Raw genomic sequence first — 25,421 nt, 5'->3', positions numbered from 1 at the left:
GGGGCCCGCCGCGGGGTGGCCCACCACCCCCGCGGGGGGGGCGGCCGGGGCCGGGACGGCGTGACACGGCGGGGCGGGGGCCGCCGCGGCCCCCGCCCCGCCGTGTCACGCCGTCCCGGCCGGTCCGTCACTCGGCCTTGATGGACTCCAGCATGTTCAGCCGGGCCGCCCGCCGGGCCGGCCACAGCGCCGCCAGCATGCCCACCACGGCGGCCATCGCGAGGAACACCGCGATCCGGTCCCAGGGCAGCACCAGCGCGTAGCTCGGCAGGTTCGGCCTGATCAGCCCGCCGACCGCCCAGGCGAGGAAGACTCCCAGGCCCAGGCCGAGCACCGCGCCGAAGAGCGAGATCACCAGGGACTCCAGCCGGATCATCCGCTTGACCGCGGCACGGTCCAGGCCGATCGCCCGCAGCATGCCGATCTCGTGCTTGCGCTCGAAGACCGACATCGCCAGCGTGTTGATCACACCCAGCACGGCGACCAGCACGGCCATCGCGAGCAGCCCGTAGAGGATGTTCAGCATCAGGTCGATCGTGGCGCTGAGCTCCCGGGAGATGTCGGCCTTGTCCTGCACCTTGACGACCGGGTTCTCGCCGAGCGCCTTCACCAGCGCGTCCTGGTGGGCCTCGGAGGGGCCGCCGGCCATCTTCACCAGCACCCGCATGTCCCCGGCCTCCGGGGTGTGCGGGGTCACCGTGGCGTTGTCCATGATCACGCCGTTGATGAGGTCACCGCCCACGAAGACACCGCCGATCGTCAACCGCCCCTTGGCGCCGTCGTCGTAGCGCACAGGCAGGCTCTGTCCGGGGTGCCAGCCGTGCCGCTTCGCGGTGTCGGAGTCCACGACCACCGAGTCGCCGTGCGCCGCGGCCAGGGAGCCGTGGGTGAAGTCCAGGGCGAGCAGCCGCTCGATCTGCGGCGCGTCGACGCCGGTGACCCACTCGTCCTCGCCGTCCAGTTCGGTGTGCGCGTCGCGCACGGCGCTGGAGTCGCTGACGCCCTCGGTCCCCGCGACCTGCTTCGCCACCTCGGGGGAGAGGTTCTGGCCGGTGGCCATGGTGATCTGGTAGTCGGCCCTCAGATGGGCGGCCGCCAGCTCGTCCACCGTGGTCTTCACCGAGATGGCCACCACCGTGAGGGCGGTGATCAGAGTCAGGCCGATCATCAGGGCGGAAGCCGTGGCGGCGGTGCGCCGGGGGTTGCGCACCGAGTTCTGCCGGGCGAGCTTGCCCGTGACACCGAGGGGCCGCAGCAGCGGCGCGGCCGCCGCGACCACCGGCCGGGACAGCAGGGGGGTGAGGACGAACACCCCGATCAGCAGCAGTCCCGCGCCGCCGCCGAGCACCATGTTGCCGTCGTTCTTCATGCCCGAGCCGGCCAGCACCAGGACGACACCGGCGGCCGACAGCAGCGCGCCGAACGTGTTGCGCAGCAGCAGGCCCTTGACGGTGGCCGGGGCGTGCACGCTGCTCATCGCCGCGACCGGCGGGATCTTGGCGGCGCGGCGGGCCGGCAGCCACGCGGCGAGCAGGGTGATGCCGACACCGACCGCGAGCGCCGCGCCCGCGGTGCCCGGCTGCACCGACAGCGGGCCGTCGGGCAGTTCCGCCCCGGCCGAGCCGAGGACCGCCCGCATGACGGCCGCGATGCCGATGCCCAGCAGGAAGCCGGTCGCCCCGGCCACCGCGCCCACGACGAGGGCCTCGACCAGCACCGACCGGGTCACCTGCCGGCGGCTGGCGCCGACGGCGCGCAGCAGCGCCAGCTCCTTGGTGCGCTGGGCGACGAGCATCGTGAAGGTGTTGGCGATGATGAAGACGCCGACGAAGAGCGCGATGCCGGCGAAGCTGAGCAGCGTGGTGTTGAAGTTGCTGAGGTCGGCGGCGATCTGCCGTGCCTCGTCGTCCGCCAGTTGCTGCCCGGTGGTCGCCGTGGCGTCCTTGGCGTACCGCGGCAGCAGCTTCTCGATCGCGGACCTCAGCGTCGCCTGCGCGGTGCCGGGGGCCGCCTTGACGTCGATCTCCTCGAACGTGCCCGGCGTGCCGAAGAGCTTCTGGGCCGTGGCCGTGTCGAAGAGCACCAGGCTGCCGCCGGCGGCGACGTTGCCGTCGTCGGTGGTGAAGACGCCGGTCACCTTCTGCCGCATCACCGGGCCGTCGATGGACATCCGGACGGTGTCACCGACCCCGTAGCCCGTCCGTTCGGCCGTCCTGGAGTCCAGCGCGACCTCGGAGGAGTCGGACGGTGCGCGTCCCTCGCGTATCGGATAGCGGTTCGCCCCGGCGTAGTTGCCGCCGCGGGTGGACCAGCCGTCGCCGACCAGCCTGCCCTGCTTGTCGGCGAGAGCGGTGAAGCCGGTGACGGTCGCGGTGGTGGACCCGGCGCCGGGCAGGCCGCCGATCTCGTCCACCAGCCGCTGGGGGAGCCGGTGGTCGGGATCCCCGTAGGTGACGGCGACCGACACGTCGGCGTAGCTCCTGGAGGACGCCTTGCGGAGGGCGTCGCCGATGGAGTCGGTGAAGACCAGGGTGCCGGACACGAAGGACACGCCGAGCATCACGGCGAGCACGGTCATCAGCAGTCTGGCCTTGTGCGCGAGGACGTTGCGCAGGGCGGTACGGAACATGGCAGGCGTGGTCTCTCGGTGGTCTCGGTGGCGTCGGACGGTCAGCTCGTACGGCCCTTGGCGTCGAAGCGCTTCATGCGCTCCAGCACCGAGTCCGCGGTCGGGCCGTGCAGCTCGTCGACGATGCGGCCGTCGGCCAGGAAGACGACGCGGTCGGCGTAGGAGGCGGCGACCGGGTCGTGGGTGACCATGACGACCGTCTGGCCGAGCTCCCGCACGGAGTTGCGGAGGAAGCCCAGGATCTCCGCGCCGGAACGGGAGTCGAGGTTGCCGGTCGGCTCGTCCGCGAAGATGATCGCGGGCCGGCTCGCCAGCGCCCGCGCGACCGCGACACGCTGCTGCTGACCGCCGGACAGCTGGGACGGCCGGTGCCTCAGGCGGTCGCCGAGGCCGACGGTCTCCACGACCCGGCCCAGCCACTCCTGGTCGGCCTTGCGGCCGGCGATGTCCATCGGCAGCGTGATGTTCTCGGCCGCGGTGAGCGTGGGCAGCAGATTGAACGCCTGGAAGATGAAGCCGATCTTGTCGCGGCGCAACTTGGTGAGCTGCTTGTCCTTCAGCGAGGCCAGCTCGGTGTCGCCGATCCGCGCCGAGCCCGACGAGACCGTGTCCAGACCCGCCATGCAGTGCATCAGCGTGGACTTGCCGGAACCCGAGGGGCCCATGATCGCGGTGAACTCACCGCTGCGGAACTCCACGGAGACCGCGTCGAGCGCGACCACACGGGTCTCGCCCTCGCCGTACACCTTGCTCAGGTCGGTGGCCCGCGCGGCCGTGGCCATGGCGGTCGGGGGTGCGGTGGTGGTGGTCACGGCAGGCTGCTCCTGTCGGAAACGCTGGGGGAGGTGGTGCGGACTCCGTCCATCGTCCCGGCGTGAACGGCCGCGGTAATCCGTCCCTGACCTGGTTCCTGAGGCAGTCGCAAGAGGTATCCGGGGACCCCCGGGTCATACCAGGGGATGACACCCACCCCGATGCGCCCGTCCTGCGGCGGAACTATTTCGCGTCATATGCAGGCGGCGCCGAACACGCCGGGTACCGCCCCGGGCCTGTGGTTTCGCTGTGTCCGAGGTCATCTGATGATCCGTCAGGGAGCAATAGAATCAGACAACATGACGAATCCCGGGCCGCTTCCCACCCACCTTCCCGGATAGGCTCGTGCTGCGCTTCGGCGCCGCCCCGCCCGGATGGTGGAATGCAGACACGGCGAGCTTAAACCTCGCTGCCCCTTGCGGGCGTACCGGTTCGAGTCCGGTTCCGGGCACCACCCTTCACCGCGGCGCCGACCCGCGGGAACGGGTGGTCGCGTGCCATTGGGCACCTCGCCGTTCGCAAACTCTGAATTGCCGAGCCGATGTGCTGCCCGGTCAAGCCGGCCCCGGCATTGCCCGACGTCTTACCGCCTCGCCGTGATCCGTGGAATCACCGGGCCGAACCCGTCCACCCGCCCATCCGCGCCGAGAGGCCGCTCACGACGGCGGTTGCGCGTTCGCGCGTCGGCCGATGCCGCTGCTCGGGAGAGGGCGCTCCAAGGTGCGCTTGAGGCGGCGCGCGAGCGGCTTCTCGGCGAGGACGTGCAGCAGCCAGGCGAGGACCAGCATCGCGACCGTCGTCGCGGCGACAGTCGTGGCGGGGCTCAGGTGGTCGTGCAGGCCGTAGATCATCAGGTGGCCGAGGCTCTCGTGGACCAGGTACAGGGGGTAGGTCAGGGTGCCCGCGAAGGTGAGCCAGCGCCAGTTGAGGTGCCGGAACCAGCCGAGGGCGACGCCGGCCATGACCACGAAGCACGCGGTGACCACGGCGGAGGCCACCCCACCGGACAGATCGGCGTGGATTATCTTGCTGAAACGTTCCGTCTCCGCGAGCACCGTCTCCTGCGCGATGAGCCAGGAGACGCCCACGATGCCCCACGCCATCGCGTGGGAGCCGAAGCGGTGGATCAGGTAGAAGCCGATGCCGGCGATGAAGTAGGCCGAGTACGTCGGCACGAGCAGGTTGTTGAGCAGCCTGTCGTTGGCGGCGTGGGTGATCACGGTGCCGACGGTCCACAGGCAGCAGAAGGCGACGGTGCTGCGGTAGGTGACGCCCCTCCACACGACCAGGGCGAACAGCAGATAGAAACGCAGCTCGACCCAGAGACTCCAGAAGACGCCGCTCACGGCCGGCGTGCCGAGCGGCTCGTGGAGCATCGTGAGGTTCAGCAGGACCCTGTGGACGTCGGGGCGGTGCGCCAGGACGGGGAAGACGGCCGTCGCCACGCTGAGCAGCACGATGGCCGCCCAGTAGGCGGGGTAGAGCCGGGTGATCCGGGAGCGGAAGAACTGCCCCAGGCCGCGGCCCCAGGCGCTCATGCAGATCACGAATCCGCTGATGAGGAAGAAGAACTCCACGCCCAGCCAGCCGTAGTCCGTGAACGGGGTCACCGACGGCAGGATCTCGCGGCTCGGCTGCCCCCAGGCGTCGGAGGCCTCCCCACCGCGGGAGAGGTAGTGGAAGAACAGCACCGACAGCGCCGCCAGCAGCCGCAGCCCGTCCAGCGCGTACAGGCGCTGCCCGCCGCGGCCCTGCTTCGTCCCTGCCCCTGTCCCTGTCTTCGCCGGCGCGGCTGCCGTGTCGCCGGTGCCGGCGGGTATGAGGGCCGTGTCCGACAGCGTCACAGCGCACCGCTCCCCGCGGTGGCGGCCTGTCCGTCCGCCGACCCGTACGAGGGGCGCGGCGCAAGGGCCGCGCGTTCGATTCTGGCCATGCCGTGTCCTTTTCGCTGCGTCGGCTCGCGGATCTCGCAGCGGGGAGATCGCCGAGGAGCCCGTGGCGATGCGGTGGAAGGCCGCATCGGCCGCCGAGACTACCCACCGGCGTGACCGGGCCCGTGTCCGGGGCGTACGCGTGACACGTGACAGCCCGGCCCGACGCGGCGCGTCCGCCGGTCGGTCGGCCCGCCTGGTCGCGCCCGACCGCGTCGGTTGCGGGCTGTGCGGGCCGCCGAGCATGTCCAGGAGCACCATGGCGTCGTGGTCGGGGCTCGCGGCGTCCGCGTAGTGGGCGACAAGGCGGTGGCCGGCGGTGCCGTCCACCCCGGCGCAGGTCGCCCTCGCGTGGCTGCTCGCCCAGGGACCGCACGTCGTCCCGGTCCCCGGCACGAAGACCCCCGAGTACCTCTTCGACAACGCGGGTACCGCGGGCCTGCGGCTGTCCGCGGCCGACCTCGCCGTTCTCCACAGGCTCATGGGTGACGCGGCCGGAGACCCTGGAGTGCGGATCTATAGGTAAGTGCCGGTCAGGCTACTTGCACGTACAAATACACCTCCTGTACTAGTTGATTGACGCAGCAAGCGCTGCGGATGGGGACGCACCTTGCCGGACATCGGGGGCGTGACCTCGCGTGGCGATCCCACCGCGAGTCCGCAGGCGCCGAGCGCACCGAACCGGCGACACCTCCGCCCGCGACGACGGGGAATCCATCCGGCCCGCCTCACGCGCGGCTCCCCTCACCGCCGGTCCGCCGGCGCCCCCTCCGGTGCTGCGTCCCCTCATCGACAAGCACCAAGAACAGGAACACCTTCATGTCAACGACCAGCAGGCGGACCGTTCTCGGCATGGCCGGGGCCACTGCCGCAGCCGTGGCCGTGGCCGGCACGGGAGTCCTCGGTGGCACCGGCGCCTTCCAGCGCAAGGCGGAAGCGGCCGACGCGCTGGAGGGCGTCAACGAGCCCACGTTCACCGAGCTGACGCCGTTCCGGGACCCGCTGCGCGTACCGCCGACGCTGCGCGCGAAGGGCCACCGGATCACGGAGATCGATCTGGTCGAGTCGCCGGTGCGGCTGCACTCCCAGATGCCGCGCACGCGGATGTGGACATACGCCGGCCACTTCCCCGGCCCGACCGTCGAGGTGCGCAGCAGGGACCAGGTCCGCGTCGCCTGGAACAACAGGCTCAGGGGCACGACGCCCGTCAAGGCCGTGTGGGTGCAGCCCGAAGGCCCCGGGCCCGGCCTGCTTCCCTACAACCGCCCGGGTGCGCCGGGGGGTGTCCCGCGTCCCGAGGTCGACCGGCTCACCGCATGGACCACCGTCCATGTGCACGGCGGCCACCAGAACGCCCTCAACGACGGGGCCGCCGAGTACGGAGTCGCCCCCGGCAGCTCCCAGTTGGCCGAGTACGCCAACGACCAGGCGGCGACGCACCTCTTCTACCACGACCACGCCATGGCGGTGACCTCGCTCAACGTCACGGCCGGCCTCATCGGCAACTGGATCGTGCGCGACGCGGAGGAGGACCGGATCGACCTGCCCCGCGGCAAGTACGAGATCCCCCTCACGATCCAGGACGCCAACTTCGACACGGACGCGCAGGGCCGGCTCACCGGGCAGATCCTGGCCAAGCGCATCGTCGGCGGCGGGGCCATGCCGATGCCGGGCTCCATACCGCCGTCGCTGGCCTCCCTTGCCCCGTTCACCATGGTCAACGGCGTTGTGTGGCCCCACATGGACGTCGAGGCCCGCGCCTACCGCCTCCGGCTGGTGAACGTCTCCGGGGCCCGCATCTACCGTCTGGTCGTCGTCGACGAGGAGACCGGCAAGCCCGTCCGCGGCGCCATGAAGCTCATCGGCACCGACATGGGCCTGCTCGGCAAGGTGCAGACCATCGACGAGGCACTGTCCCTGTCGCCCGCGGAACGCGCGGACGTCGTCATCGACTTCGCCGCCCACCCCGGCAAGAAGCTCACGCTCGTCAACACCGTCGAGGGCCAGACCCCCGGCGCCGCCCTGCCGGACTTCATGGTCCCGCACCCCGAGGTGATGCAGTTCCGCGTGGAGAAGCAGCGCCACGCGTCGTTCCGCATGCCGACAACGTTGTCAGCGTCCTTCCGCAGGATCGGTCTCGCCGACGTTCCCCGGACCGCCACCGAGCGCTTCGTCGTCCTCGGCTTCGACAAGACCGGTGCGATGCCGCAGATCTGGGAGATGCAGGAGGTGCCCGCCGGGACGGCGCCGGGCACCGGTGTCGTCACCGTCGACATGCCCGGCGGCACGCGGACCCTGCGGCGCACCGGCACCATGTTCGAGGACACGACCACGTTCTTCGCGGCGTCCGGCACCTGGGAGAAGTGGCACTTCATCAGCGCCGCGCCCGCCGGCGTTCCGATCTACCACCCGATGCACATCCACTTGATGAACTTCCAGGTGGTCGACCGCCGGACGGTCGACGCGTCCGGAATGGACTTCGCCGCGGCGCGGACCGTGCGGCCCCTGACGGTGGGCGGGCCGGTACCGGTCGCGCCGGAGGAATCCGGCTGGAAGGACACCATCACCGTCAACGCCAACACCCTCGTCACCGTCGCCGGACGGCTCGCGGACCAGACCGGCAAGGTGATGTACCACTGTCATCTCCTCGACCATGAGGACGAGGGCATGATGCGGCCCTTCGTGATCATGCCGCCCGCCGTGCACGACATTCACCACATGATCATGGAGATGAACGGCGGATCGGGCATGCGCGGCATGAAGGGCATGAAGATGTAGCCGCTCCGGCGCTGCTGCCTGCGAGGAGCAGCCCCCGCCGCGACGGGGCGGCGGGGGCTTGCCCATGGCGGTGAGGTCCGGCGGGTTCCGTGGCGCCGCCCTCTGCCGTGGCCAGCCTGAGCCGCCCCCGCCGGGTGCGCACGCGGAGAGCGGCCGTTCGGGTGACGGGGACGTCCCGCTGCTCACGCGCATGCGCCGTCCTCATGGCTTACCTACGCTTTTGGTAGGGGGCGAGCCAGGAGGTGGACCCGATGGCGACGGTGCTTTTCATCGTGAGCGGAGCGACGTACTGGGTGCTCAACGACGGCACCAGGCACGCGACCGGCTACTGGGCCGAGGAGTTCGCGGTGCCGTACAAGAAGGTCACGGAAGCCGGTCACGCGGTGGTCGTGGCGACGCCGGGCGGTGTGGTCCCGAACGTCGACATGATGAGCCTGCGCCCCTCCATGGCGGGTGGCGAGGAGGGCGCCCTGGAGCTCGAGGAGATCATCCGTTCCGCCGAGGTGATGCGGCGGCCGCTGGCGCTGTCGGACGTCCGGCTGGAGGACTACGACGCGGTGTACCTGCCGGGCGGCCACGGCCCGATGGCGGACCTGGCGTGGGACGCCGACGTCGGCCGGCTGCTGACGGCGCAACTCGCCTCCGGCAAGCCGCTCTTCATTGTGTGCCACGCCCCCGCCTCGCTGCTGGCCACCCGCATCCACGGCGTATCGCCGTTCAAGGGCTACCGGGTCACCGGCTTCACCAACGAGGAGGAGGCGGCCGTCGGACTCGCCCCGCGGGCGACCTGGCTGCTGGAGACGGCCCTCAAGGAGCAGGTCGGTGTCGAGTACAGCCGGGGCCCGATCTGGGAGCCCTACATGGTCGAGGACCGCAATCTGGTGACCGGCCAGAACCCCCACTCCGCCGGGGTGCTGGCCGACCGGCTGCTGGAGATCCTCAAGTGAGGTGACTCCGGGGAGGAAGGGGCCCTCCGGGCCTGTCCGTTGGTCCGGGATGGGCCCATCGGTGCAGGTAAATGCGCTTTGAGGAGCGCAAGTTGACCGTTCCTGAGCGCAACCATGCGCGTGACTCGTATGTCTGAACCCATGTCCCGCTGCGGCAACGGGGCGTCCGGGACAGGACAGACGACGATCGAGCGCCAAGGGGCGGGGCCGCGGGCGCGGACGGAGGGCCCGAACGACCGTGGACACGCACGACGGCCGTCACATCGACCCCGCGGACCAGTGGGTCCTCGACCCGGAGACCGGTACCTACCGGCTGCGGCTGGACCCCGACGGACCCAACGGCCCCGGCGGCCCGGACAGACCTGTCGGCGCCCAGGCCGCCACGGTCCCGCCGCAGGGCGGGCGCAGGGCGCGCCGCGAGGAGCAGCGCTCCGCCCCGGAACCGGCCCCCGAGGGCCGTCGCCGCGGCGGGGCCAAGGCGTCCCGGAAGGCCAAGCGGTCCACGAAGCGCCGGGTCCTGATGTGGACCGCGGGCACGCTCGGCTTCGTGCTGCTCGCGGGCAGCGCCGGCGCGTACTTCCTGTACCGGCACTTCGACGGCAACATCTCCACGGTCGACGTCGGCACGGCGGGCAACAAGAACGCCACCAGCCACGACGCGGTGAACATCCTGGTGATCGGAACCGACAGCCGGGTCGGCCTCGGCGGGAAGTACGGGGACTCCGACAACATCGGCCACGCCGACACCACGCTCCTCGTGCACGTGGCGAAGGACCGGTCGAACGCGACCGTCATGAGCATCCCGCGCGACATGATCATCGGCATCCCGGCCTGCCCCACGAAGCAGAAGGACGGCTCCACCAAGACGATCCCCGCCACGGCCCAGGCCAAGTTCAGCCCTCGCTTCAACGAGAGCCTCGGCCAGGAGGGCCGCGACCCGGGTTGCACGATGCGGACCGTCACCGAGATCACCGGCCTGCCGATCGACCACTTCATGATGGTCAACTTCGAGGCCGTGAAGACCCTGTCCACCGCCGTGGGCGGCGTCCCGATCTGCCTCACGCACGCCATCGACGACACCGACTCCAAGGGCCAGGGCTCGCACCTGAAGCTGCCCAAGGGACCGAGCCGCGTGGAGGGCGAGCAGGCCCTGCAGTTCGTCAGGACCCGCCACTCGCTGACGAACGGCAGCGACCTGGACCGCATCCATCTCCAGCAGCAGTTCCTGGGCTCGATGATCCGGGAGATGAAGTCCGGCAACACGCTCACTGACCCGACGAAGCTCTTCAAGCTCGCCAACGCCGCCACCAAGGCGCTCACCGTGGACACCGGCATCGGCAGCGTCACGAAGCTCACCGGCCTCGCACAGGACCTGAGCGCGGTCGACCCCAAGCACATCACGTTCACGACGCTGCCGGTCAAGGACAACCCGTACGAGATCGGTTTCCACGCGACGGTCATGGTCGACGAGACCAGGGCGCCCCAGGTCTTCTCGGCGATCAAGAACGACGTCTCGCTGTCCGGCGGGACGAAGAAGAAGCCCACGGCCGCCGATGCCAAGCTCAAGGGCACGAAGGCCGACCCGTCGCAGGTGCGGGTCGAGGTCTACAACGGTGGCGGCCCGCAGGGCGCGGCGAAGACGACGTCGGAGTGGCTGCAGAACACCAAGGGCGTCGGCCACGCGACCAACGGCGGCAACGCGCCCGGCGGGAAGCAGGCCCGCACGACCCTGGTCTACGGGCCCGACCAGGCCGCCCAGGCCCGGGCACTGGCCGCGATGATGGGCCTGCCCGCCTCGGCGCTGCGCCCGGGTACGGACGCCGCGGGTCCCGGCAAGGCCATGACGCTCACACTCGGCGGCGACTACCAGGGCGCGGGCGTTCCGCTCGCCGACCCGGACAAGCCCCCGGCCGACATCCAGAAGGCGCAGGCCGACAAGAACGAGTGCGTCGGCTGAGTCCGGCTGGGGTGCGGCGCCGCCGGTCCCGGGAACGGCCGAATACCGGGCGGCGGCGGCGCCGTCACCTACCGTGTGTCACCACGAAACCGGGCAAATAATCCCAAGGTGATGCATGGTGACAGTCCACCGGCGGGGTCCGTCATGACCCTCGCGCTCGATGCCGTGCGGAGCCTGGCTGCCGCGGGTGACCCCGACCAGCTCCTGCCGGCGCGTCAGCAGATGGCCTTCACCCTGGGCTTCCACATCATCCTGGTGCCCTTCGGTGTCGCGCTCACCACCCTGATGCTCGTCGCCAACCACCGCGGGCTGCGCCGCGGCGACCAGGACGCCCTGCTCCTGGCCCGCCGCTGGTCCAAGGTCGCCGCGGTGCTGTTCGCCGTCGGTGCGATCACCGGCACCGTGCTCTCCTTCGAACTCGGCATCCTGTGGCCCGGCCTGATGGGCCGCTACGGGGCCGCTTTCGGCTTCCCCTTCGCGATCGAGGGACTCTTCTTCTTCCTCGAGGCGATCTTCGTCTCGATCTACATCTACGGCTGGGACCGCATGGCGCCGTGGGCCCACTTCTGGACCGGTGTGCCGGTGGCCCTGTCCAGCATCGGCGGTGCGGCCGCCGTCATCGCCGCCAACAGCTGGATGAACCAGCCCGGCGGGTTCACCCTGCGGGACGGCCGCGTGGTCGCCGTCCGCCCCGCCGAGGTCTTCTTCAACGGGGCCTTCTGGTGGGAGATGCTCCACATGCTGCTGGCCGCCTACATCGTGGCCGGCTTCGGGGTGGCGAGCGTCTACGCGGTGGGCATGCTGCGCGGGCGGACCTCCCGCTACCACCGGCTGGGGTTCCTCATCGGGTTCGTCACGGCGGCGGTCGTGCTCCCCTTCCAGATGATCGTGGGGGACACGATCGCCCGGTACGTCTTCGAGGCGGAGCCCGCGAAGTTCGCGGCGATCGAACTCCTGCCGACCACCGGCACCCACGTCCCCGAGACCCTCGGCGGCATCCTCGTCGACGGCGAGGTCCGCTACGGCCTGCCCCTCCCCGACGTGGCGTCCCTGCTGGCGGCGTTCAGCCCCTCCACGAGGATCAGCGGGCTGGATGCCATCCCGCCGGACGTGCGCCCCTCCGACCAGGCCGTCAGCACCGTGCACCTGGCCTTCGACGTCATGGTCGGACTGTCCTCCGTGCTGATGCTGCTGGTCCTGTGGTTCGCCTGGCTGTGGTGGCGGCACCGCAGCGTCGACGGCCGGCGCTGGTTCCTGCGGTGCTGCGCGGTCAGCGGCCTGGCCGCGGTGGCGTGCCTGGAGACCGGATGGATCGTCACGGAGCTGGGGCGCCAGCCCTGGACGGTCGTCGGGTACCTCCTCACCAGGGACGCGGTGACCACCCAGGGGAACCTGTGGCCGTTCTTCGGAGCGGTGCTGGTCATCTACGCGGCCGTCGGGGCGAGCGCCGTGGGAGTGCTGCTGTCGATGAAGCGCCGCTGGCAGGCCGAGGGCGGCGACGAGGTGCCCGTGCCCTACGGACCCGGCACCGGCCCGGACCGCGCGGGCGCCGGCGTCGGATCGGGGCAGTGATGCCCGAACTCGTCTCCGTCTTCCTGTTCATCGGGGTCATCGCCTACGCCGTGCTGGGCGGTGCCGACTTCGGCGCCGGCTTCTGGGACCTCACGGCGGGCGGCGCCGAGCGGGGCAGGCAGCCGCGGCACTTGGTCGACACCTCGCTCGGGCCGGTGTGGGAGGCCAACCACACCTGGCTCGTGTACTGCCTGGTGTTCCTCTGGTCGGGCTTCCCCACCGCGTACACCGCCATCACCACGACCCTCTACCTGCCGCTCGGCCTCGCCGCGCTGGGCATCGTGCTGCGCGGGGCGGGGTTCGCGTTCCGCAAGGCCTCCCTGCGCACGCCCGAACAGCGCGTGTACGGGGCCGCCTTCGCACTGTCGTCCCTGCTGGCCCCGTACTGCTTCGGCTCCGTCGCCGGAGGCATCGCCTCGGGACGGGTGCCCGCCGGCGGCAACGGGGACGCGCTCGGCAGCTGGCTCAACCCCACTTCCGTCCTCGGCGGCGTCCTGGCCGTCCTGGTCTGCGCCTACCTGGCCGCCGTCTACCTGCACGTGGCCGCCGGGCGGCAGGACGAGCCGGGGCTCGCCCGGTACTTCCGCGACCGGGCCCTGCTTGCGGGCCTGCTGACCGGGGCCGTCAGCATCGCGGGGATCTTCGTGCTCCGGCACGACTCCCCGCGGCTCTTCCACGAACTCAGCCATCGCGCGCTGCCCCTGGTCCTGGCCGCGGCCCTCTGCGGCGCGACCGGCCTGGTCCTGCTGCGCGGCACCCGGACGACGGGCCTGCGGGCGCTCGCCGCCGCCGCGGTGGCCCTGGTCGTCCTCGGCTGGGGCGTCGCCCAGTACCCGTACCTCCTCGGCACCCACCTGGAGATCCCCCAGGCGGCCGCGCCCACCGCCACGCTGTGGGTGACGGTCGGCGTGGCGATCGTGGCGGGGCTGCTGATCCTCCCCTCCCTCGTGCTCCTCTTCCGCCTGGCCGGCCGCGGCCGGCTCATCCCCGCCGACCACGCTGCCGGGGACCGCCCGGGCCCATGAGCCGCCCTGCCGCCGGTATACGAAGGGCAACGCCGCGGCAAAGCCCCGGAGGCCGCCGCGACCGGTGGAATCCGCCGGTCCGGGCCCTTCCGCCACCCCGTGGGACGCGCGCATCTGTACGCAGGACCGGTACCGCGCCGGGCTCCCGGAGCGGGCGGTCCCATGGGCGGCCCGGATGCCCGGCCACCGCTCCCCGCACCCGCAGACCGGCCCCCGGCGGCCGAATACCGGGCCCCTGCCGGGGCGATGACCGACGGCGGGAGCGGTACGGCGGCCTCCCCTTCGGCACCCGCGGCGCGCGGCCGCCGGGCGGCCGGATTCCGCCCCTGCGCTACCTGTCCGGACAAGTGCGGGGCCTGCGCCTTTACTTCCCCCTGAAGATCTCGTTGCGTACTGGTCATCTGCTCTTGGTCAACCTCCCCCCGAGGGCTCCTATGGTCGCGGTCAAGTAATGGGCAAGAACTACAACGGAGGACGTTGTGTCCCTGGATGCTCGTAGGGCCCGGCGGTTCGCCGCTCCCGCAGTCGCTGCCATAGCCGCCGCGGTCGTGACGATGGTGGTCAACCCGACGCTGGGCGCTTCCGCCACGGCGCCGCCGGCGGCCAAGGCCAAGACCCCGACCGCCAAGAACGTCATCTTCATCAACGGCGACGGCATGGGCCCGGCCCTGCGTCAGGCCGCCCGCCTGCACTTCTCGGGCCTGAACGGCCAGCTCGCCATGGACAAGCTCCCGGTCTCGGGCCAGCTGACCACCGAGCCGGACGACCCGAAGGCCGTCATCACCGACTCGGCCGCCGCGGCGACCGCGTGGGCCACGGGCGAGAAGACCTACAACGGCGCGATCAGCGTCGACGTGGACGGCAACCCGCTGGCCACCCTCGGCCAGCAGGCCAAGGCGGCCGGCAAGGCCACCGGCCTGGTCACCACCGCGCAGGTCACCGACGCCTCGCCGGCGGCGTTCTTCTCGAACACCGCCAACCGTTCGGCGCAGGACGAGATCGCGCGCCAGTACATCGAGGTCAGCAAGCCCGACGTCATCCTGGGCGGCGGCGAGGACTGGTGGCTGCCCGCGGGCAGCGCCGGCGCGTTCCAGGACAAGCCCGCCGAGGACACGTCCGAGGCGAGCAAGGGCACCAAGGGCGACCTCATCAAGAAGGCCCAGAAGGCCGGTTACTCCTACGTCCACAGCGCGGACCAGCTCAGCCGCGCCAAGGGCGGCAAGCTGCTCGGCCTCTTCGCCAACGAGGAGATGTTCCAGCAGCGTCCCGAGGGCCAGGGCGACGTGTACAGCCCGGTCGTCGGTCTGTCCACGATGACCAGCAAGGCCCTCAGCACGCTGGACAAGAACAAGAAGGGCTTCTTCCTCATGGTCGAGGAGGAGGGCACCGACGAGTTCGCGCACTCCAACAACGCCACCCGCACCCTGCAGTCCATGCAGGAGCTGGAGAAGGCCGTGGCCGTGGCCCGTGCGTACGTCGCCACCCACCCCGACACCCTGCTGGTCGTCACCGGTGACCACGAGACCGGCGGCCTGGCCGTCGAGGAGGCCGACGCCGCCGACGAGTCCGGCGACGGCATCTCCGCCGAGGACGGTCCGTTCAGCATCCGCGGCAGCGAGAAGACCTTCTACATGGACTGGACCACCTCCGGTCACACCGGTGTGGACGTGCCCGTGACCGCGGCCGGTCCGCTGTCCGACCGCTTCACCGGCAAGCACGCCAACACCTACGTCTACGACGTGCTGCGCCAGGCCCTGACGCGCCGCTGAGCGATGCGCACCCGGGCGACTGACGCGCTGACGCGCTGACGCGCTGACGCGCTTGACACCGGAGCCCCGGGGCGATCACGCCCCGGGGCTCCGCCGTCGCCGCCGCGCGCGGTTCACCCGTCCGGACCGTCCCCGTGGGCGGCATCGGGGTGAAGAACGGAAGAAGATCCTCCTTGAGGACTAGACCGCCCGCTTTGCCATGCCATTACTCTGGGTGCGAAGCCGTATCGCACGGCATGGAGGAGTGACAGATGAGGAGCAGCAACCCGGTCTTCTCCCGGCGGGGGTTCTCCCGCGGGGAGGGCTACGCGGGCTTCGGCGGTGCGCAGACGCAGCCGCAGGGCAACCCGTACGCGGGCGGGAACCCGTACGCCGGGACCAACCCCTACGACACGGCGACCTACCAGGCCCCGCCCGCCGCCCCGGTGCAGACCGGGCGGATGACGATGGACGACGTCGTCTCCAAGACGGCGATCACCCTGGGCACGGTCGTGGTCGGCGCGCTGCTGGCCTGGTTCGTCCTGCCGGTCAGCCAGGGCAGCTGGACCCTCGCGGGCGGCGCCGGACTCGTGGCGCTGGTCCTCTACGTGATCCTGATGTTCAAGCGCCGTCCGGTCCCCGGCCTCATCCTGGGCTACGCGGCCTTCGAGGGCATCGCGCTCGGCATCATCAGCGAGATGTACAACACGGTCTGGAGCGGCGCCCCCGTGCAGGCGGTGCTGGGCACCATGGCGGTCTTCGCCGGCATGCTCGTGGCGTACCGCACCCGGCTCATCCGGGTCACCCGGCGCTACTACCGCATCGGTATGGGGATCGCCGTCGGCTTCCTCATCCTGATCGTCATCAACCTGATCGCCGCCGCGATCGGCGGCGGTGACGGGCTGGGCCTGCGCAGCGGCGGCCTGGGCATCGCGGTCGGCGTCATCGGCGTGCTGCTCGGCGCCTTCTTCCTCTCGCTGAACTTCAAGGAGATCGAGGACGGCGTGCGCTACGGCGCCCCGGCCAACGAGGCGTGGTGGGCGGCCTTCGGCCTGACCCTCTCCCTCATCTGGATCTACCTGGAGCTGCTGCGCCTCATCGCCATCCTGCGCGGCGACGACTGACGCGAACAGCGCCCGCCCGGCCGGGCGGGCATTCAACGGGCCCCGGAGGCAGTGCCTTTCGGGGCCCGTTCGCATGCGCGGGGGAGGACGCTAGCCGAGCCTCCGGGCGGCGCGCCTCAGGTCGTACTCGTGGACGATCGCCTTGGCGTGCCCGTAGGACAGCTCGTGCTCGCTGCGGAGCCAGCTGACTTTCTCGTCGAAGCGGAGGAAGGCGGGGCCCTCGTCGACCGTGCGAAGCCATTCGCCGATCTCGCGGCCGGTGCAGTGGGGGATGTGGGAGAGCAGGTTCCGGTGGGTCTCTTCAGAGAAGGTCTGGGACATCGGCGCCTCCGGTATGCGTTCCGGTCACCCCACCGTGCCTGAGGCTTCTCCCGATGGCAACAGTGCGATGCGTCGGTTCTGTGTACGTACCGGTAGGCTCCCGGCCGTGCTGGACTGTACGACGCTTCGCGAGGCCGCCGGGGCCCTGGCCGGACGCTACCGCTCCCTGCCGCAGAGCAGGCTGCGCGGCGAGGTGGCGGCCGCGGGACTCGGGCTGGCCCGGGAGCTGGCCGTGCGGGCGCAGCGAGTCGAGTTCCCCGGGCGGGAGCCGCTGCTCATGCCGGACGACGGCGTCTTCGCCGTCGGGGACCAGATCGCGGTGGCCGCCCACGAGCTGGCCGCGGCGCTGGAGCCGCACCCGGACCTCGCCGCGGTACGCGACGAGGCCGTGTCCCTGATCCGGGACACGGCCTCGCGCTGCGGTCTGTAGCGGCTGTCGCCGGTCAGAGGGAGGCGACCACCCGGTCGGCCAGGACGTACACCGACTCCTCGCCGAAGGTGAAGGTGAGCGCGTAGCCGCCGGCCACCGCGGAGCCGCCCAGCAGGACCGGGGACTCGCCGCGGTCCAGGGCGTCGCAGAGCCGGTCCGCGGTCTCGCGGTCGCCCGGGGTCATGCAGAGCGTGGTGCCGTCGGCGAAGACGTACACGTCCAGCGTGCCGAGCGGGCCGGGCCGTACGTCGGCCAGCGGCATCCGCAGGTCGGCGAGCTCGCCGAGGCGCTCGGCGGTCTGCTCCTGGTTGGCCACGACCGGGGCCGGGACGGCGAAGTCCGGGTCGGAGGGGTGCCGGAAGGGCACCGGGCCGACGGGGCCGGGCTCCAGTCCGGTCAGGTCCGCCTGGCGGGGCAGGAACGGGCCGTACGGCAGGACCTCGTAGTCCGAGCCCGCGGCGCCCGGGCCGGAACCGGTGCCGCCGAAGATCTGGACGTCCAGCTGGGCATCGGCGACCGCGTCGCCCGCCTCGCCGGCGCCGTAGGCCAGGGGTGCCTCCTGGGCGGCCCAGAAGGCCCGCGCCTCGGCGAGCTCCCGCTCGCGCTCGTCGGCGAGGGCGTCCGCGACAGCGGTGCGTATGGCCTCGACGCCGGGGGTCTCCGCGGCCGCGCGCGCGGCCGGCACGGAGGCATGAGCGGCCGTGGCCGCCGCCAGGTCCGCGCGCAGGGCGGCGACGTCACGACGAACGCCGCGCGTGGCGAACAGCGCGGCGGAGCCGGCGGCCACGGCGGTTGCCGCACCCGTCAGCAGGACGAGGAACATGGCGCTCACTGGCGTACTCCCGACTGTGCTTTCCCGAGCCTGGCCCCCTGTACACACCACTGTGCACTCAAATCCATGGCCTTCGCAGTGCGGAACGTCACGATATGAGCAGGTCCAAAGTCTTGGGCCGGTCGAGTGATGCACTCCTGACCTGGGCAAACGACCGCCCCCGGGGGAAGGTCACATCCCGGGGGCGGTTCGATTGCGACTTAGGACACGCACACGGGCATTACGACAGGCGTTCGATGACCATGGCCATGCCCTGGCCGCCGCCGACGCACATCGTCTCCAGGCCGAACTGCTTGTCGTGCCACTGGAGCGAGTTGATCAGCGTCGTGGTGATGCGGGCGCCGGTCATGCCGAACGGGTGGCCGACCGCGATCGCGCCGCCGTTGACGTTCAGGCGGTCGATGTCGACGCCCAGGTCCCGGTAGGAGGGGATGACCTGCGCGGCGAAGGCCTCGTTCATCTCGACCAGGTCGATGTCGCCGATGGTCATCCCGGCCCGCTTGAGCGCCTGGCGGGAGGCCTCGACCGGGCCGTGGCCCATGATCTCCGGGGACAGGGCCGACACACCGGTGGACACCACGCGGGCGAGCGGGGTGATGCCGAGCTCGCGGGCCTTGGTGTCGCTCATGACGACCAGTGCGGCCGCGCCGTCGTTCAGCGGGCAGCAGTTGCCGGCGGTGACGGTGCCGTCGGGCCGGAAGACCGGCTTCAGGCCCTGCACTCCCTCCAGGGTGACGCCGGCGCGCGGGCCGTCGTCCTTGGAGACCACGGTGCCGTCGGGCAGCGTCACGGGCGTGATCTCGCGCTCCCAGAAGCCCTTCTTGATGGCTTCCTCGGCCAGGTTCTGCGAGCGCACGCCGAACTCGTCCTGCTCGGCGCGGGTGATGCCCTTCAGCGCGGCCAGGTTCTCCGCGGTCTGGCCCATCGCGATGTACGCGTCCGGGACCAGGCCGTCCTCGCGCGGGTCGTGCCATTCGCCGCCGCCCTGCTCGGCGCGGGCCGCGGTACGGGCCTCGGCCTCCGCGAACAGCGGGTTGTGGGTGCCGGGCATGCCGTCGGAGCTGCCCTTGACGAAGCGGGACACCGTCTCGACACCCGCCGAGACGAAGACGTCGCCCTCGCCCGCCTTGATGGCGTGCAGCGCCATCCGGGTCGTCTGCAGCGAGGAGGAGCAGTAGCGGGTCACGGTGCAGCCCGGGAGGTGGTCCATGCCCATCTGCACGGCCACGATCCGGCCCAGGTTGTGGCCCTGCTCGCCGCCGGGCAGACCGCAGCCGAGCATCAGGTCGTCGATGTCCCGCGGGTCGAGCTGCGGGACCTTGGCCAGCGCCGCCTGGATGATGGTGGCGGTGAGGTCGTCGGGGCGGAGGTCCTTCATGGACCCCTTCACGGCCCGGCCGATGGGGGAGCGGGCGGCAGAGACGATCACGGCTTCGGGCATCGCGACTCCTCGTCGAGGCGGCGTCGGAACGGCTGTACTCCTGGGGAAGTTACCTGTACGTAGAGCACTCAGTCACGTCTTGTGCGCTGTGACCCGGGCCTCTTTCTGAGCGCCCGCTTAGCCCGCGGCGCGCATGCGATGCTGTCGGGGTGAACTCCGAGGACCTGGTACGGCTGCGGCAGGCGCGGGACGCGATGGACCGGGACTACGCCGATCCCCTGGACGTCCCCGCGCTGGCCCGCGGGGCCCTGATGTCCACCGGTCACTTCGCCCGCAGCTTCCGGGCCGCGTTCGGCGAGACGCCGTACAGCTACCTCATGACCCGCCGGATCGAGCGCGCCAAGGCGCTGCTGCGGCGAGGGGACCTGTCGGTCACCGAGGTCTGCTTCGCCGTCGGCTGCACCTCGCTGGGCTCCTTCAGCTCCCGCTTCACGGAACTCGTCGGCGAGACCCCGAGCGCCTACCGCGCCCGCGACCACGCGCAGGGCGCGCCGATCCCGGCGTGCGTGGCCAAGATGTTCACCCGCCCCGTCAGGAACACGGCGGCGGGCAGCGCCTCGGCGTGAAACAAGCCCTAGCGTGAGGGCCATGGACATCACGCTCTCACAGTGCTTCATCGCCGTCGACGACCACGACAAGGCACTCGCCTTCTACCGCGACGTCCTGGGCCTGGAGGTCCGCAACGACGTCGGCTTCGAGGGCATGCGCTGGGTCACCGTCGGCTCCCCGGCGCAGCCGGACGTCACCATCGTCCTGGAATCGCCGCTCGCCAATCCCAATGCCTCGCCCGCCGACAAGCAGGCCATGTCCGAGCTGATGGCGAAGGGCATGCTCCGCGGCGTCATCTTCACGACCCCCGACTGCGACGCGACGTTCGAACGCATCAGCGCCGCGGGCGCCGAGGTCCTCCAGGAGCCCATGGACCAGCCCTACGGCGTCCGCGACTGCGCCTTCCGCGACCCCTCGGGCAACCTCCTGCGCTTCAACCAGCCCCGCTGAGGCGCCCCGGGAGGCGCCGCGCGGGGCGGGCGTCAGTTCTGGGCGGCCTCGGCCGCCGCCGCGGCGGCTTCGGCCGCCTCGGCGGCGAGCGTGGGATCGGTGGTGTCGGGCAGCCGGCGGCGACGGCGGCGCTTGATGAGGGCCCAGCGGCCGCGGGGCCCGGAGACGCTGCCGGAGGCGGCGGCGACCTCGGTGCCGGCCTCGCCGGCCGCCTCGGCGGCGGCCTGGGCGACGGGCATGAAGCCCTCGCCGCGGCGGGCGTCGGGACGCTCGTCCTCCTCGGGCCACAGCCCGAGCGCCGCGCAGAGGGTCGGCAGCATCGCCATGGCGGCGGTCGCGTACCCCTCCGCCGACGGGTGGTAGTTGTCCGGGCCGAACATCTCGCGCGGCCGCGACTCGAACTCGGGGCCCAGCAGGTCGCCCAGCGACACCGTACGGCCGCCCAGGCCCACCACCGCGATGGTCTGCGCGGCGGCCAGCTGCCGGCTCAGGCGGCGGGCGATCCACCGCAGCGGCTGGTAGACCGGCTCGACCGAGCCGAGGTCGGGACAGGTGCCCACGATCACCTCGACGCCGGCCTCGCGCAGCCGCCCCACCGCGTCGGACAGCATCCGCACCGACACCGCCAGCGGCATCCGCCGCGTCACGTCGTTCGCGCCGATCATCACCACGCACAGGTCGGGCGGCGGGCCCGCGTCCTGCGCCAGCAGCAGATCGACCTGGCGGGCCAGGTCGTCGGACTTCGCACCGGGGTTGGCCACATTGACCAGCCGCACCGGCCGTTCCGCCACCGCGGCCAGCCCGGACGCCAGCAGCGCCCCGATCGTCTGGCTCGCCCGGTGGACGCCCTGGCCCGCCGCCGTCGAATCACCCGTGAGGGCGAGCACGATGGGCCGTTCGTCGCTGCTCAGTGCGAAGGCGGCGCCGTAGTGACCGCCCGCCCGCGGGGGGATGGCGTCCGAGCCGCCGACGACGCGACGGGCGAGCGCGGCCTCGGTCAGCACCAGGCCGACCGCCGCTCCGCCCAGGAGCCCGATCCCGCCTCCTCCGTACGCGGCGGCCGTCGCGATCCGCCGCGCCACCCTTGCCCTGGACAAGGTCCACCTCCCGTGCCGCGCACGGGCCCCCGTCGGCCCGCATTGCTTACAACACCTTGTTGCCCCGTCCGATGCCCGGCGCAACCGTTCTTCAGGTGAGGCGCTGCTGCGCGACGAACCAGGCCAGCTGGGTGCGGTTGGCGGTGCCCGTGGACTCCATCAGCGACCGGATCCTGCGCTGCAGCGTGCGCAGGGATATGCCGAGCTGCGAGGCGATCGCCTTGTCGGGCAGCCCCGACATCAGCAGGGAGAGCAGCTGCTCGTCCAGCTCGGGGGAGCCGGGGAACTCCGGGTCCTCCTCCGCGTCGCCCACCACCGGCATCCGCAGCGGCGTGCCGCGCAGCCAGCGGTCCTCGAACAGCTCCAGCAGGGCGTCCACCAGCACCGACGGGTGCAGCAGCAGCAGCCCGGCCGAGGAGACCACCGACCGGTCGCGGCCCCCGGACAGCGGCAGCAGCGCCCGTTCCGCGTCGACGATCATCAGCTTCATGGGCACGGTCGGCGCGGCCCGCGCCAGCTCGCCGGGCTCGACGAAGCCGGGCATGTCGGCGGCGCCCGGGTAGACCAGCGCCGTCGTCTCGTACAGCGAGCGGTACTCGACCCCGGAGGCCAGCCGCTCCTTCTGCACGAAGTTGCCCTCGGAGGAGACGTACGGCGGCCGCACGAAGGTCAGCACCTCCTTGCGCGCCTCGCGCTGGAGCTGTTCGATGATGTGCTGCTGCTCGGCCTCGCCGTGGACGACCTCGGCGATGCCGCCGGGCATCACCGGTTCGGCCGGTCGCGAAGGACGGGCGGCGGCGAGCGCGGTGAGCCGCTCGCGCACTGCGGCGAGGCCGGACTCCACCGCGGCCAGACCGCTGAGCGCGGCGGCGTAGTCGGCGGTGTCCGGGCCGGCCCCGGTGCGGTTCGGGTGCCGCTCGGTCATGGCTCACCCCCCGGTTGTACTGGCCCGGTGTCGTAGGTGCGACGTGTCGTGATCGCGCCACGGTGCGACTCTACCTCCGGACCTTCCGGGGCGTACGTAACACCCGTGTGAAGCGTGCGGCGACCGCCTCCCCCGGGAGCGGCCGCCACGCCCGAAAACCGCTTACCCTGGCCTCACAATCTCGGAGAACCCGGAGACAATGGTGCAGTTCCACGACTCGATGATCAGCCTCGTCGGCAACACCCCGCTCGTGAGGCTCAACAGCGTGACCGCAGGGATCCAGGCCACCGTCCTGGCCAAGGTCGAGTACTTCAACCCGGGCGGCTCGGTGAAGGACCGGATCGCGCTGCGCATGATCGAGGCCGCGGAGAAGAGCGGCGAGCTCAAGCCGGGCGGCACGATCGTGGAGCCGACCTCCGGCAACACGGGCGTGGGACTGGCGATCGTGGCCCAGCAGAAGGGCTACAAGTGCGTCTTCGTCTGCCCCGACAAGGTGTCCACCGACAAGATCAACGTGCTGCGCGCCTACGGCGCCGAGGTCGTGGTCTGCCCCACCGCCGTGGACCCCGGGCACCCCGACTCGTACTACAACGTCTCCGACCGCCTGGTCCGTGAGATCCCGAACGCCTGGAAGCCGGACCAGTACAGCAACCCCAACAACCCGGCCTCGCACTACCACTCCACCGGCCCCGAGCTGTGGGAGCAGACCGAGGGCCGGATCACGCACTTCGTGGCGGGCGTCGGCACCGGCGGCACCATCTCCGGCACCGGCCGCTACCTCAAGGACGCCTCCGACGGCGCGGTCAAGGTCGTCGGCGCCGACCCCGAGGGCTCCGTCTACAGCGGCGGCAGCGGCCGCCCGTACCTGATCGAGGGCGTCGGCGAGGACTTCTGGCCCACCGCGTACGACCGCACCGTCGCCGACGAGATCGTGGCCGTCTCCGACAAGGACGCCTTCCAGATGACCCGGCGCCTGGCCAAGGAGGAGGGCCTGCTGGTCGGCGGCTCCTGCGGCATGGCGGTCGTCGCGGCGCTGCGCGTCGCCGAGCGCCTCGGCCCGGACGACGTGGTCGTCGTGCTGCTGCCGGACTCCGGCCGCGGCTACCTGTCGAAGATCTTCAACGACGAGTGGATGGCCGACTACGGCTTCCTGGAGGAGGGCAGCGGCCAGGCCCGCGTCGCCGACGTCCTGGACCGCAAGGACGGCGGCCTGCCGCACCTGGTGCACATGCACCCCGAGGAGACCGTCGGCCAGGCCATCGAGGTGCTGCGCGAGTACGGCGTCTCGCAGATGCCGATCGTCAAGCCGGGCGCCGGCCACCCCGACGTCATGGCCGCCGAGGTCATCGGCTCCGTCGTGGAGCGCGAGCTGCTGGACGCGCTGTTCACCGGGCGCGCCACCCTCGAGGACCCGCTGGAGCGGCACATGTGCGCGCCGCTGCCGCAGGTCGGCTCGGGCGAGCCGGTCGCCGACCTGATGGCCGTCCTCGGCACCGCCGACGCGGCCGTCGTCCTGGTCGAGGGCAAGCCCACGGGCGTCGTGAGCAGGCAGGACCTGCTGGCGTTCCTCGCCGGGACCGCCAAGTAGCCGCATCGCGGGGGCCTTCCGCGGGAGCGGCGAGGGTTTCGCAGAAGTGGTACATCCGCGTCACGTCCGCGCAGCACGGTCTTAACACGGCTCCGGCACATTGGTGGATGTCGGCAGGACGGACGGGAAGCCCCCGGACGGCCCGCCGGCGGCGTGGATGTGGCGCCAAGGACCTCCGGAGCGGCTCCCGGACCTCCCTGGTGACCCCAGGACGTGCGGCCAGGCCCTGATCCGGCCCGCGTCCCTCGCGGGGACCGCCGTCGTCCCGCCCCCCGGGCGACCGGGGGTGCGGCGGTCCCCGCGCAAGGCGTCCAGGAGCGGCCCGCGTCACGACGCGGGCCGCTCTTCTGGTAAAGAGACCGCGTGATCAACGCACACGTGTTCGCCGCCGTCGAGGAATCCGTCCGCGCCGTCGCCGACGAGGAGGCGCTCTCCCGCTTCGGGAGACTCGCCGCGGGCGACATCAGCGAGAAGAAGGGGCCGCGGGACCTGGTCACGGTCGCCGACCGCCGGGTCGAGGAACGCCTCACGCGGATCCTCACCGACCTGCTCCCCGGCTCCGCGGTGATCGGCGAGGAAGCCGTGCACGGCGACCCGGGGCTGCTGGACGCCTGGCTGGGCGAGGCCCCGGTCTGGATCGTCGACCCGGTCGACGGCACCTCCAACTTCGTCCGCGGCGACACCTCCTTCGTCACCCAGGTCGCGCTCGCCGCCCGCGGCGAGCTGCTGGCGTGCTGGGTCTACCGGCCCGTGGACGGTGTCCTCGCCACCGCGCGGCGCGGCGAGGGCGCGTGGTCCGGCGGGCGCCCGCTGCGGCTGCCGGCCGCCCCCGGCGCACCGGACGAGGTGCTGCTGGTGGCCGGGGCCCGCCCGGCGAACCTCACCCCCGGCCAGCACCGCGCCCTGTACGACCTCGGCCCCGCGCAGGGGATCAAGCCCTGCGCGAGCGGTTCCGCCGGCTGCGACTACCTCGACGTGGCCCTGGGCCGGCTCGACGCGGCCACGTACGCCTACGACAACCCGTGGGACCACTCCCCGGGCGTGCTCCTCGTCGCCGAGGCGGGCGGCACCGTGCTGTCCGCGGACGGGCTGCCGTTCCGTATGGCGGGCGGGCCGCAGCAGTTCGCGGCGGCCCGTGGCAAGGCGGTGGCGGAGCGGGTCGTGGCGCTGTTCGCGCGCTGACGCTCCTCGGGGTCAGTCCTCCCAGGCGTCCGGGTTCCTGCGGCGGGCGCGCCGGTCCTGCTCGCGCTCGGCGAACTGGGCG

Annotated in this window: 20 protein-coding genes, 1 tRNA gene and 1 pseudogene; 14 read left to right on the top strand and 8 right to left on the bottom strand. The window is 71.8% G+C overall.

The window, feature by feature from the left end; genetic code table 11:
* Positions 1–127: 127 nt before the first annotated feature.
* Both ACIP9H_RS38200 and ACIP9H_RS38195 read right to left on the bottom strand, forming a co-directional pair.
* On the bottom strand, positions 128–2,629 hold the full coding sequence (locus ACIP9H_RS38200; RefSeq protein WP_401963540.1) for an ABC transporter permease: 2,502 nt from the start codon (positions 2,627–2,629) through the stop codon (positions 128–130).
* 41 nt (positions 2,630–2,670) lie between these two features.
* Positions 2,671–3,411, bottom strand: a complete 741-nt coding sequence (locus ACIP9H_RS38195) for an ABC transporter ATP-binding protein (RefSeq protein ID WP_401963545.1) — start codon at positions 3,409–3,411, stop codon at positions 2,671–2,673.
* 399 nt (positions 3,412–3,810) lie between these two features.
* Between ACIP9H_RS38195 and ACIP9H_RS38190 the strand changes: the two genes are divergently transcribed.
* Positions 3,811–3,896 (top strand) — tRNA-Leu (locus ACIP9H_RS38190).
* 202 nt (positions 3,897–4,098) lie between these two features.
* Here ACIP9H_RS38190 and ACIP9H_RS38185 read toward each other — a convergent pair.
* Positions 4,099–5,286 (bottom strand): acyltransferase family protein, encoded by a 1,188-nt coding sequence (locus tag ACIP9H_RS38185; RefSeq protein ID WP_401963539.1) that lies wholly within the window; start codon positions 5,284–5,286, stop codon positions 4,099–4,101.
* Between the two features lie 415 nt (positions 5,287–5,701).
* On the opposite strand from ACIP9H_RS38185, the pseudogene ACIP9H_RS38180 reads away from it, so the two are divergent.
* From ACIP9H_RS38180 to ACIP9H_RS38145, 8 genes and pseudogenes are all read left to right on the top strand, one after another.
* Positions 5,702–5,899 (top strand): annotated as a pseudogene (locus ACIP9H_RS38180) (aldo/keto reductase); the annotation flags it as partial.
* A 293-nt stretch (positions 5,900–6,192) separates the two neighbouring features.
* A complete protein-coding gene (locus tag ACIP9H_RS38175) occupies positions 6,193–8,151 on the top strand; it encodes a multicopper oxidase family protein (protein WP_401963537.1) in 1,959 nt (652 codons plus the stop codon).
* 251 nt (positions 8,152–8,402) lie between these two features.
* Positions 8,403–9,098 (top strand): type 1 glutamine amidotransferase domain-containing protein, encoded by a 696-nt coding sequence (locus ACIP9H_RS38170; protein WP_401587810.1) that lies wholly within the window; start codon positions 8,403–8,405, stop codon positions 9,096–9,098.
* 238 nt (positions 9,099–9,336) lie between these two features.
* The gene (locus ACIP9H_RS38165) at positions 9,337–11,055 is read left to right on the top strand and encodes an LCP family protein (protein ID WP_401587813.1); all 1,719 of its coding nucleotides are present in this window, start codon (positions 9,337–9,339) and stop codon (positions 11,053–11,055) included.
* 144 nt (positions 11,056–11,199) lie between these two features.
* The gene (locus ACIP9H_RS38160) at positions 11,200–12,627 is read left to right on the top strand and encodes a cytochrome ubiquinol oxidase subunit I (RefSeq protein ID WP_401587815.1); all 1,428 of its coding nucleotides are present in this window, start codon (positions 11,200–11,202) and stop codon (positions 12,625–12,627) included.
* A complete protein-coding gene (locus ACIP9H_RS38155; protein WP_401587818.1) occupies positions 12,627–13,652 on the top strand; it encodes a cytochrome d ubiquinol oxidase subunit II in 1,026 nt (341 codons plus the stop codon). Before ACIP9H_RS38160 ends, ACIP9H_RS38155 begins: the two co-directional genes overlap by 1 nt.
* A 554-nt stretch (positions 13,653–14,206) precedes the next feature.
* The gene (locus ACIP9H_RS38150) at positions 14,207–15,421 is read left to right on the top strand and encodes an alkaline phosphatase (protein ID WP_401588012.1); all 1,215 of its coding nucleotides are present in this window, start codon (positions 14,207–14,209) and stop codon (positions 15,419–15,421) included.
* 251 nt (positions 15,422–15,672) lie between these two features.
* Entirely contained in the window at positions 15,673–16,524 is an 852-nt protein-coding gene (locus ACIP9H_RS38145; protein ID WP_401587821.1) for a Bax inhibitor-1/YccA family protein, read from the top strand.
* 90 nt (positions 16,525–16,614) lie between these two features.
* Here ACIP9H_RS38145 and ACIP9H_RS38140 read toward each other — a convergent pair whose 3' ends face one another.
* Positions 16,615–16,845 (bottom strand): DUF4287 domain-containing protein, encoded by a 231-nt coding sequence (locus tag ACIP9H_RS38140; protein WP_360910902.1) that lies wholly within the window; start codon positions 16,843–16,845, stop codon positions 16,615–16,617.
* Between the two features lie 106 nt (positions 16,846–16,951).
* Here ACIP9H_RS38140 and ACIP9H_RS38135 point away from each other — a divergent pair, with 106 nt between their 5' ends.
* Positions 16,952–17,275, top strand: coding sequence for a hypothetical protein (locus ACIP9H_RS38135; protein ID WP_401587824.1), 324 nt, complete (start codon positions 16,952–16,954; stop codon positions 17,273–17,275).
* 13 nt (positions 17,276–17,288) lie between these two features.
* Here ACIP9H_RS38135 and ACIP9H_RS38130 read toward each other — a convergent pair whose 3' ends face one another.
* Positions 17,289–18,107, bottom strand: coding sequence for a hypothetical protein (locus ACIP9H_RS38130; protein WP_401587827.1), 819 nt, complete (start codon positions 18,105–18,107; stop codon positions 17,289–17,291).
* A gap of 220 nt (positions 18,108–18,327) precedes the next feature.
* Positions 18,328–19,548 carry an acetyl-CoA C-acetyltransferase gene (locus tag ACIP9H_RS38125; RefSeq protein WP_401587830.1) on the bottom strand — a complete coding sequence of 407 codons (1,221 nt, stop codon included), beginning with the start codon at positions 19,546–19,548 and terminating at the stop codon, positions 18,328–18,330.
* 149 nt (positions 19,549–19,697) lie between these two features.
* On the opposite strand from ACIP9H_RS38125, the gene ACIP9H_RS38120 reads away from it, so the two are divergent.
* Together ACIP9H_RS38120 and ACIP9H_RS38115 are read left to right on the top strand one after the other, a co-directional pair.
* The gene (locus ACIP9H_RS38120) at positions 19,698–20,114 is read left to right on the top strand and encodes a helix-turn-helix domain-containing protein (protein ID WP_401587833.1); all 417 of its coding nucleotides are present in this window, start codon (positions 19,698–19,700) and stop codon (positions 20,112–20,114) included.
* Between the two features lie 22 nt (positions 20,115–20,136).
* Positions 20,137–20,547, top strand: coding sequence for a VOC family protein (locus tag ACIP9H_RS38115; protein ID WP_401587836.1), 411 nt, complete (start codon positions 20,137–20,139; stop codon positions 20,545–20,547).
* Positions 20,548–20,579: 32 nt separating this feature from the next.
* On the opposite strand, the gene ACIP9H_RS38110 is transcribed toward ACIP9H_RS38115, so the two are convergent.
* Both ACIP9H_RS38110 and ACIP9H_RS38105 read right to left on the bottom strand, forming a co-directional pair.
* Complete coding sequence (locus ACIP9H_RS38110) at positions 20,580–21,629, bottom strand: SGNH/GDSL hydrolase family protein (RefSeq protein ID WP_401588014.1); 1,050 nt, start codon at positions 21,627–21,629, stop codon at positions 20,580–20,582.
* A gap of 106 nt (positions 21,630–21,735) precedes the next feature.
* The gene (locus tag ACIP9H_RS38105) at positions 21,736–22,569 is read right to left on the bottom strand and encodes a LuxR C-terminal-related transcriptional regulator (RefSeq protein WP_360910912.1); all 834 of its coding nucleotides are present in this window, start codon (positions 22,567–22,569) and stop codon (positions 21,736–21,738) included.
* 202 nt (positions 22,570–22,771) lie between these two features.
* Here ACIP9H_RS38105 and ACIP9H_RS38100 point away from each other — a divergent pair, with 202 nt between their 5' ends.
* Together ACIP9H_RS38100 and ACIP9H_RS38095 are read left to right on the top strand one after the other, a co-directional pair.
* Entirely contained in the window at positions 22,772–24,157 is a 1,386-nt protein-coding gene (locus tag ACIP9H_RS38100) for a cystathionine beta-synthase (RefSeq protein ID WP_360911037.1), read from the top strand.
* 363 nt (positions 24,158–24,520) lie between these two features.
* Positions 24,521–25,339, top strand: a complete 819-nt coding sequence (locus tag ACIP9H_RS38095; RefSeq protein ID WP_401587839.1) for an inositol monophosphatase family protein — start codon at positions 24,521–24,523, stop codon at positions 25,337–25,339.
* Positions 25,340–25,421: the final 82 nt, after the last annotated feature.

Origin of the sequence: Streptomyces sp. NPDC088732 (genome assembly GCF_044751205.1) — a bacterium.
Lineage (GTDB): Bacteria > Actinomycetota > Actinomycetes > Streptomycetales > Streptomycetaceae > Actinacidiphila.
This window is presented reverse-complemented; position numbering and strand designations above follow the sequence as displayed.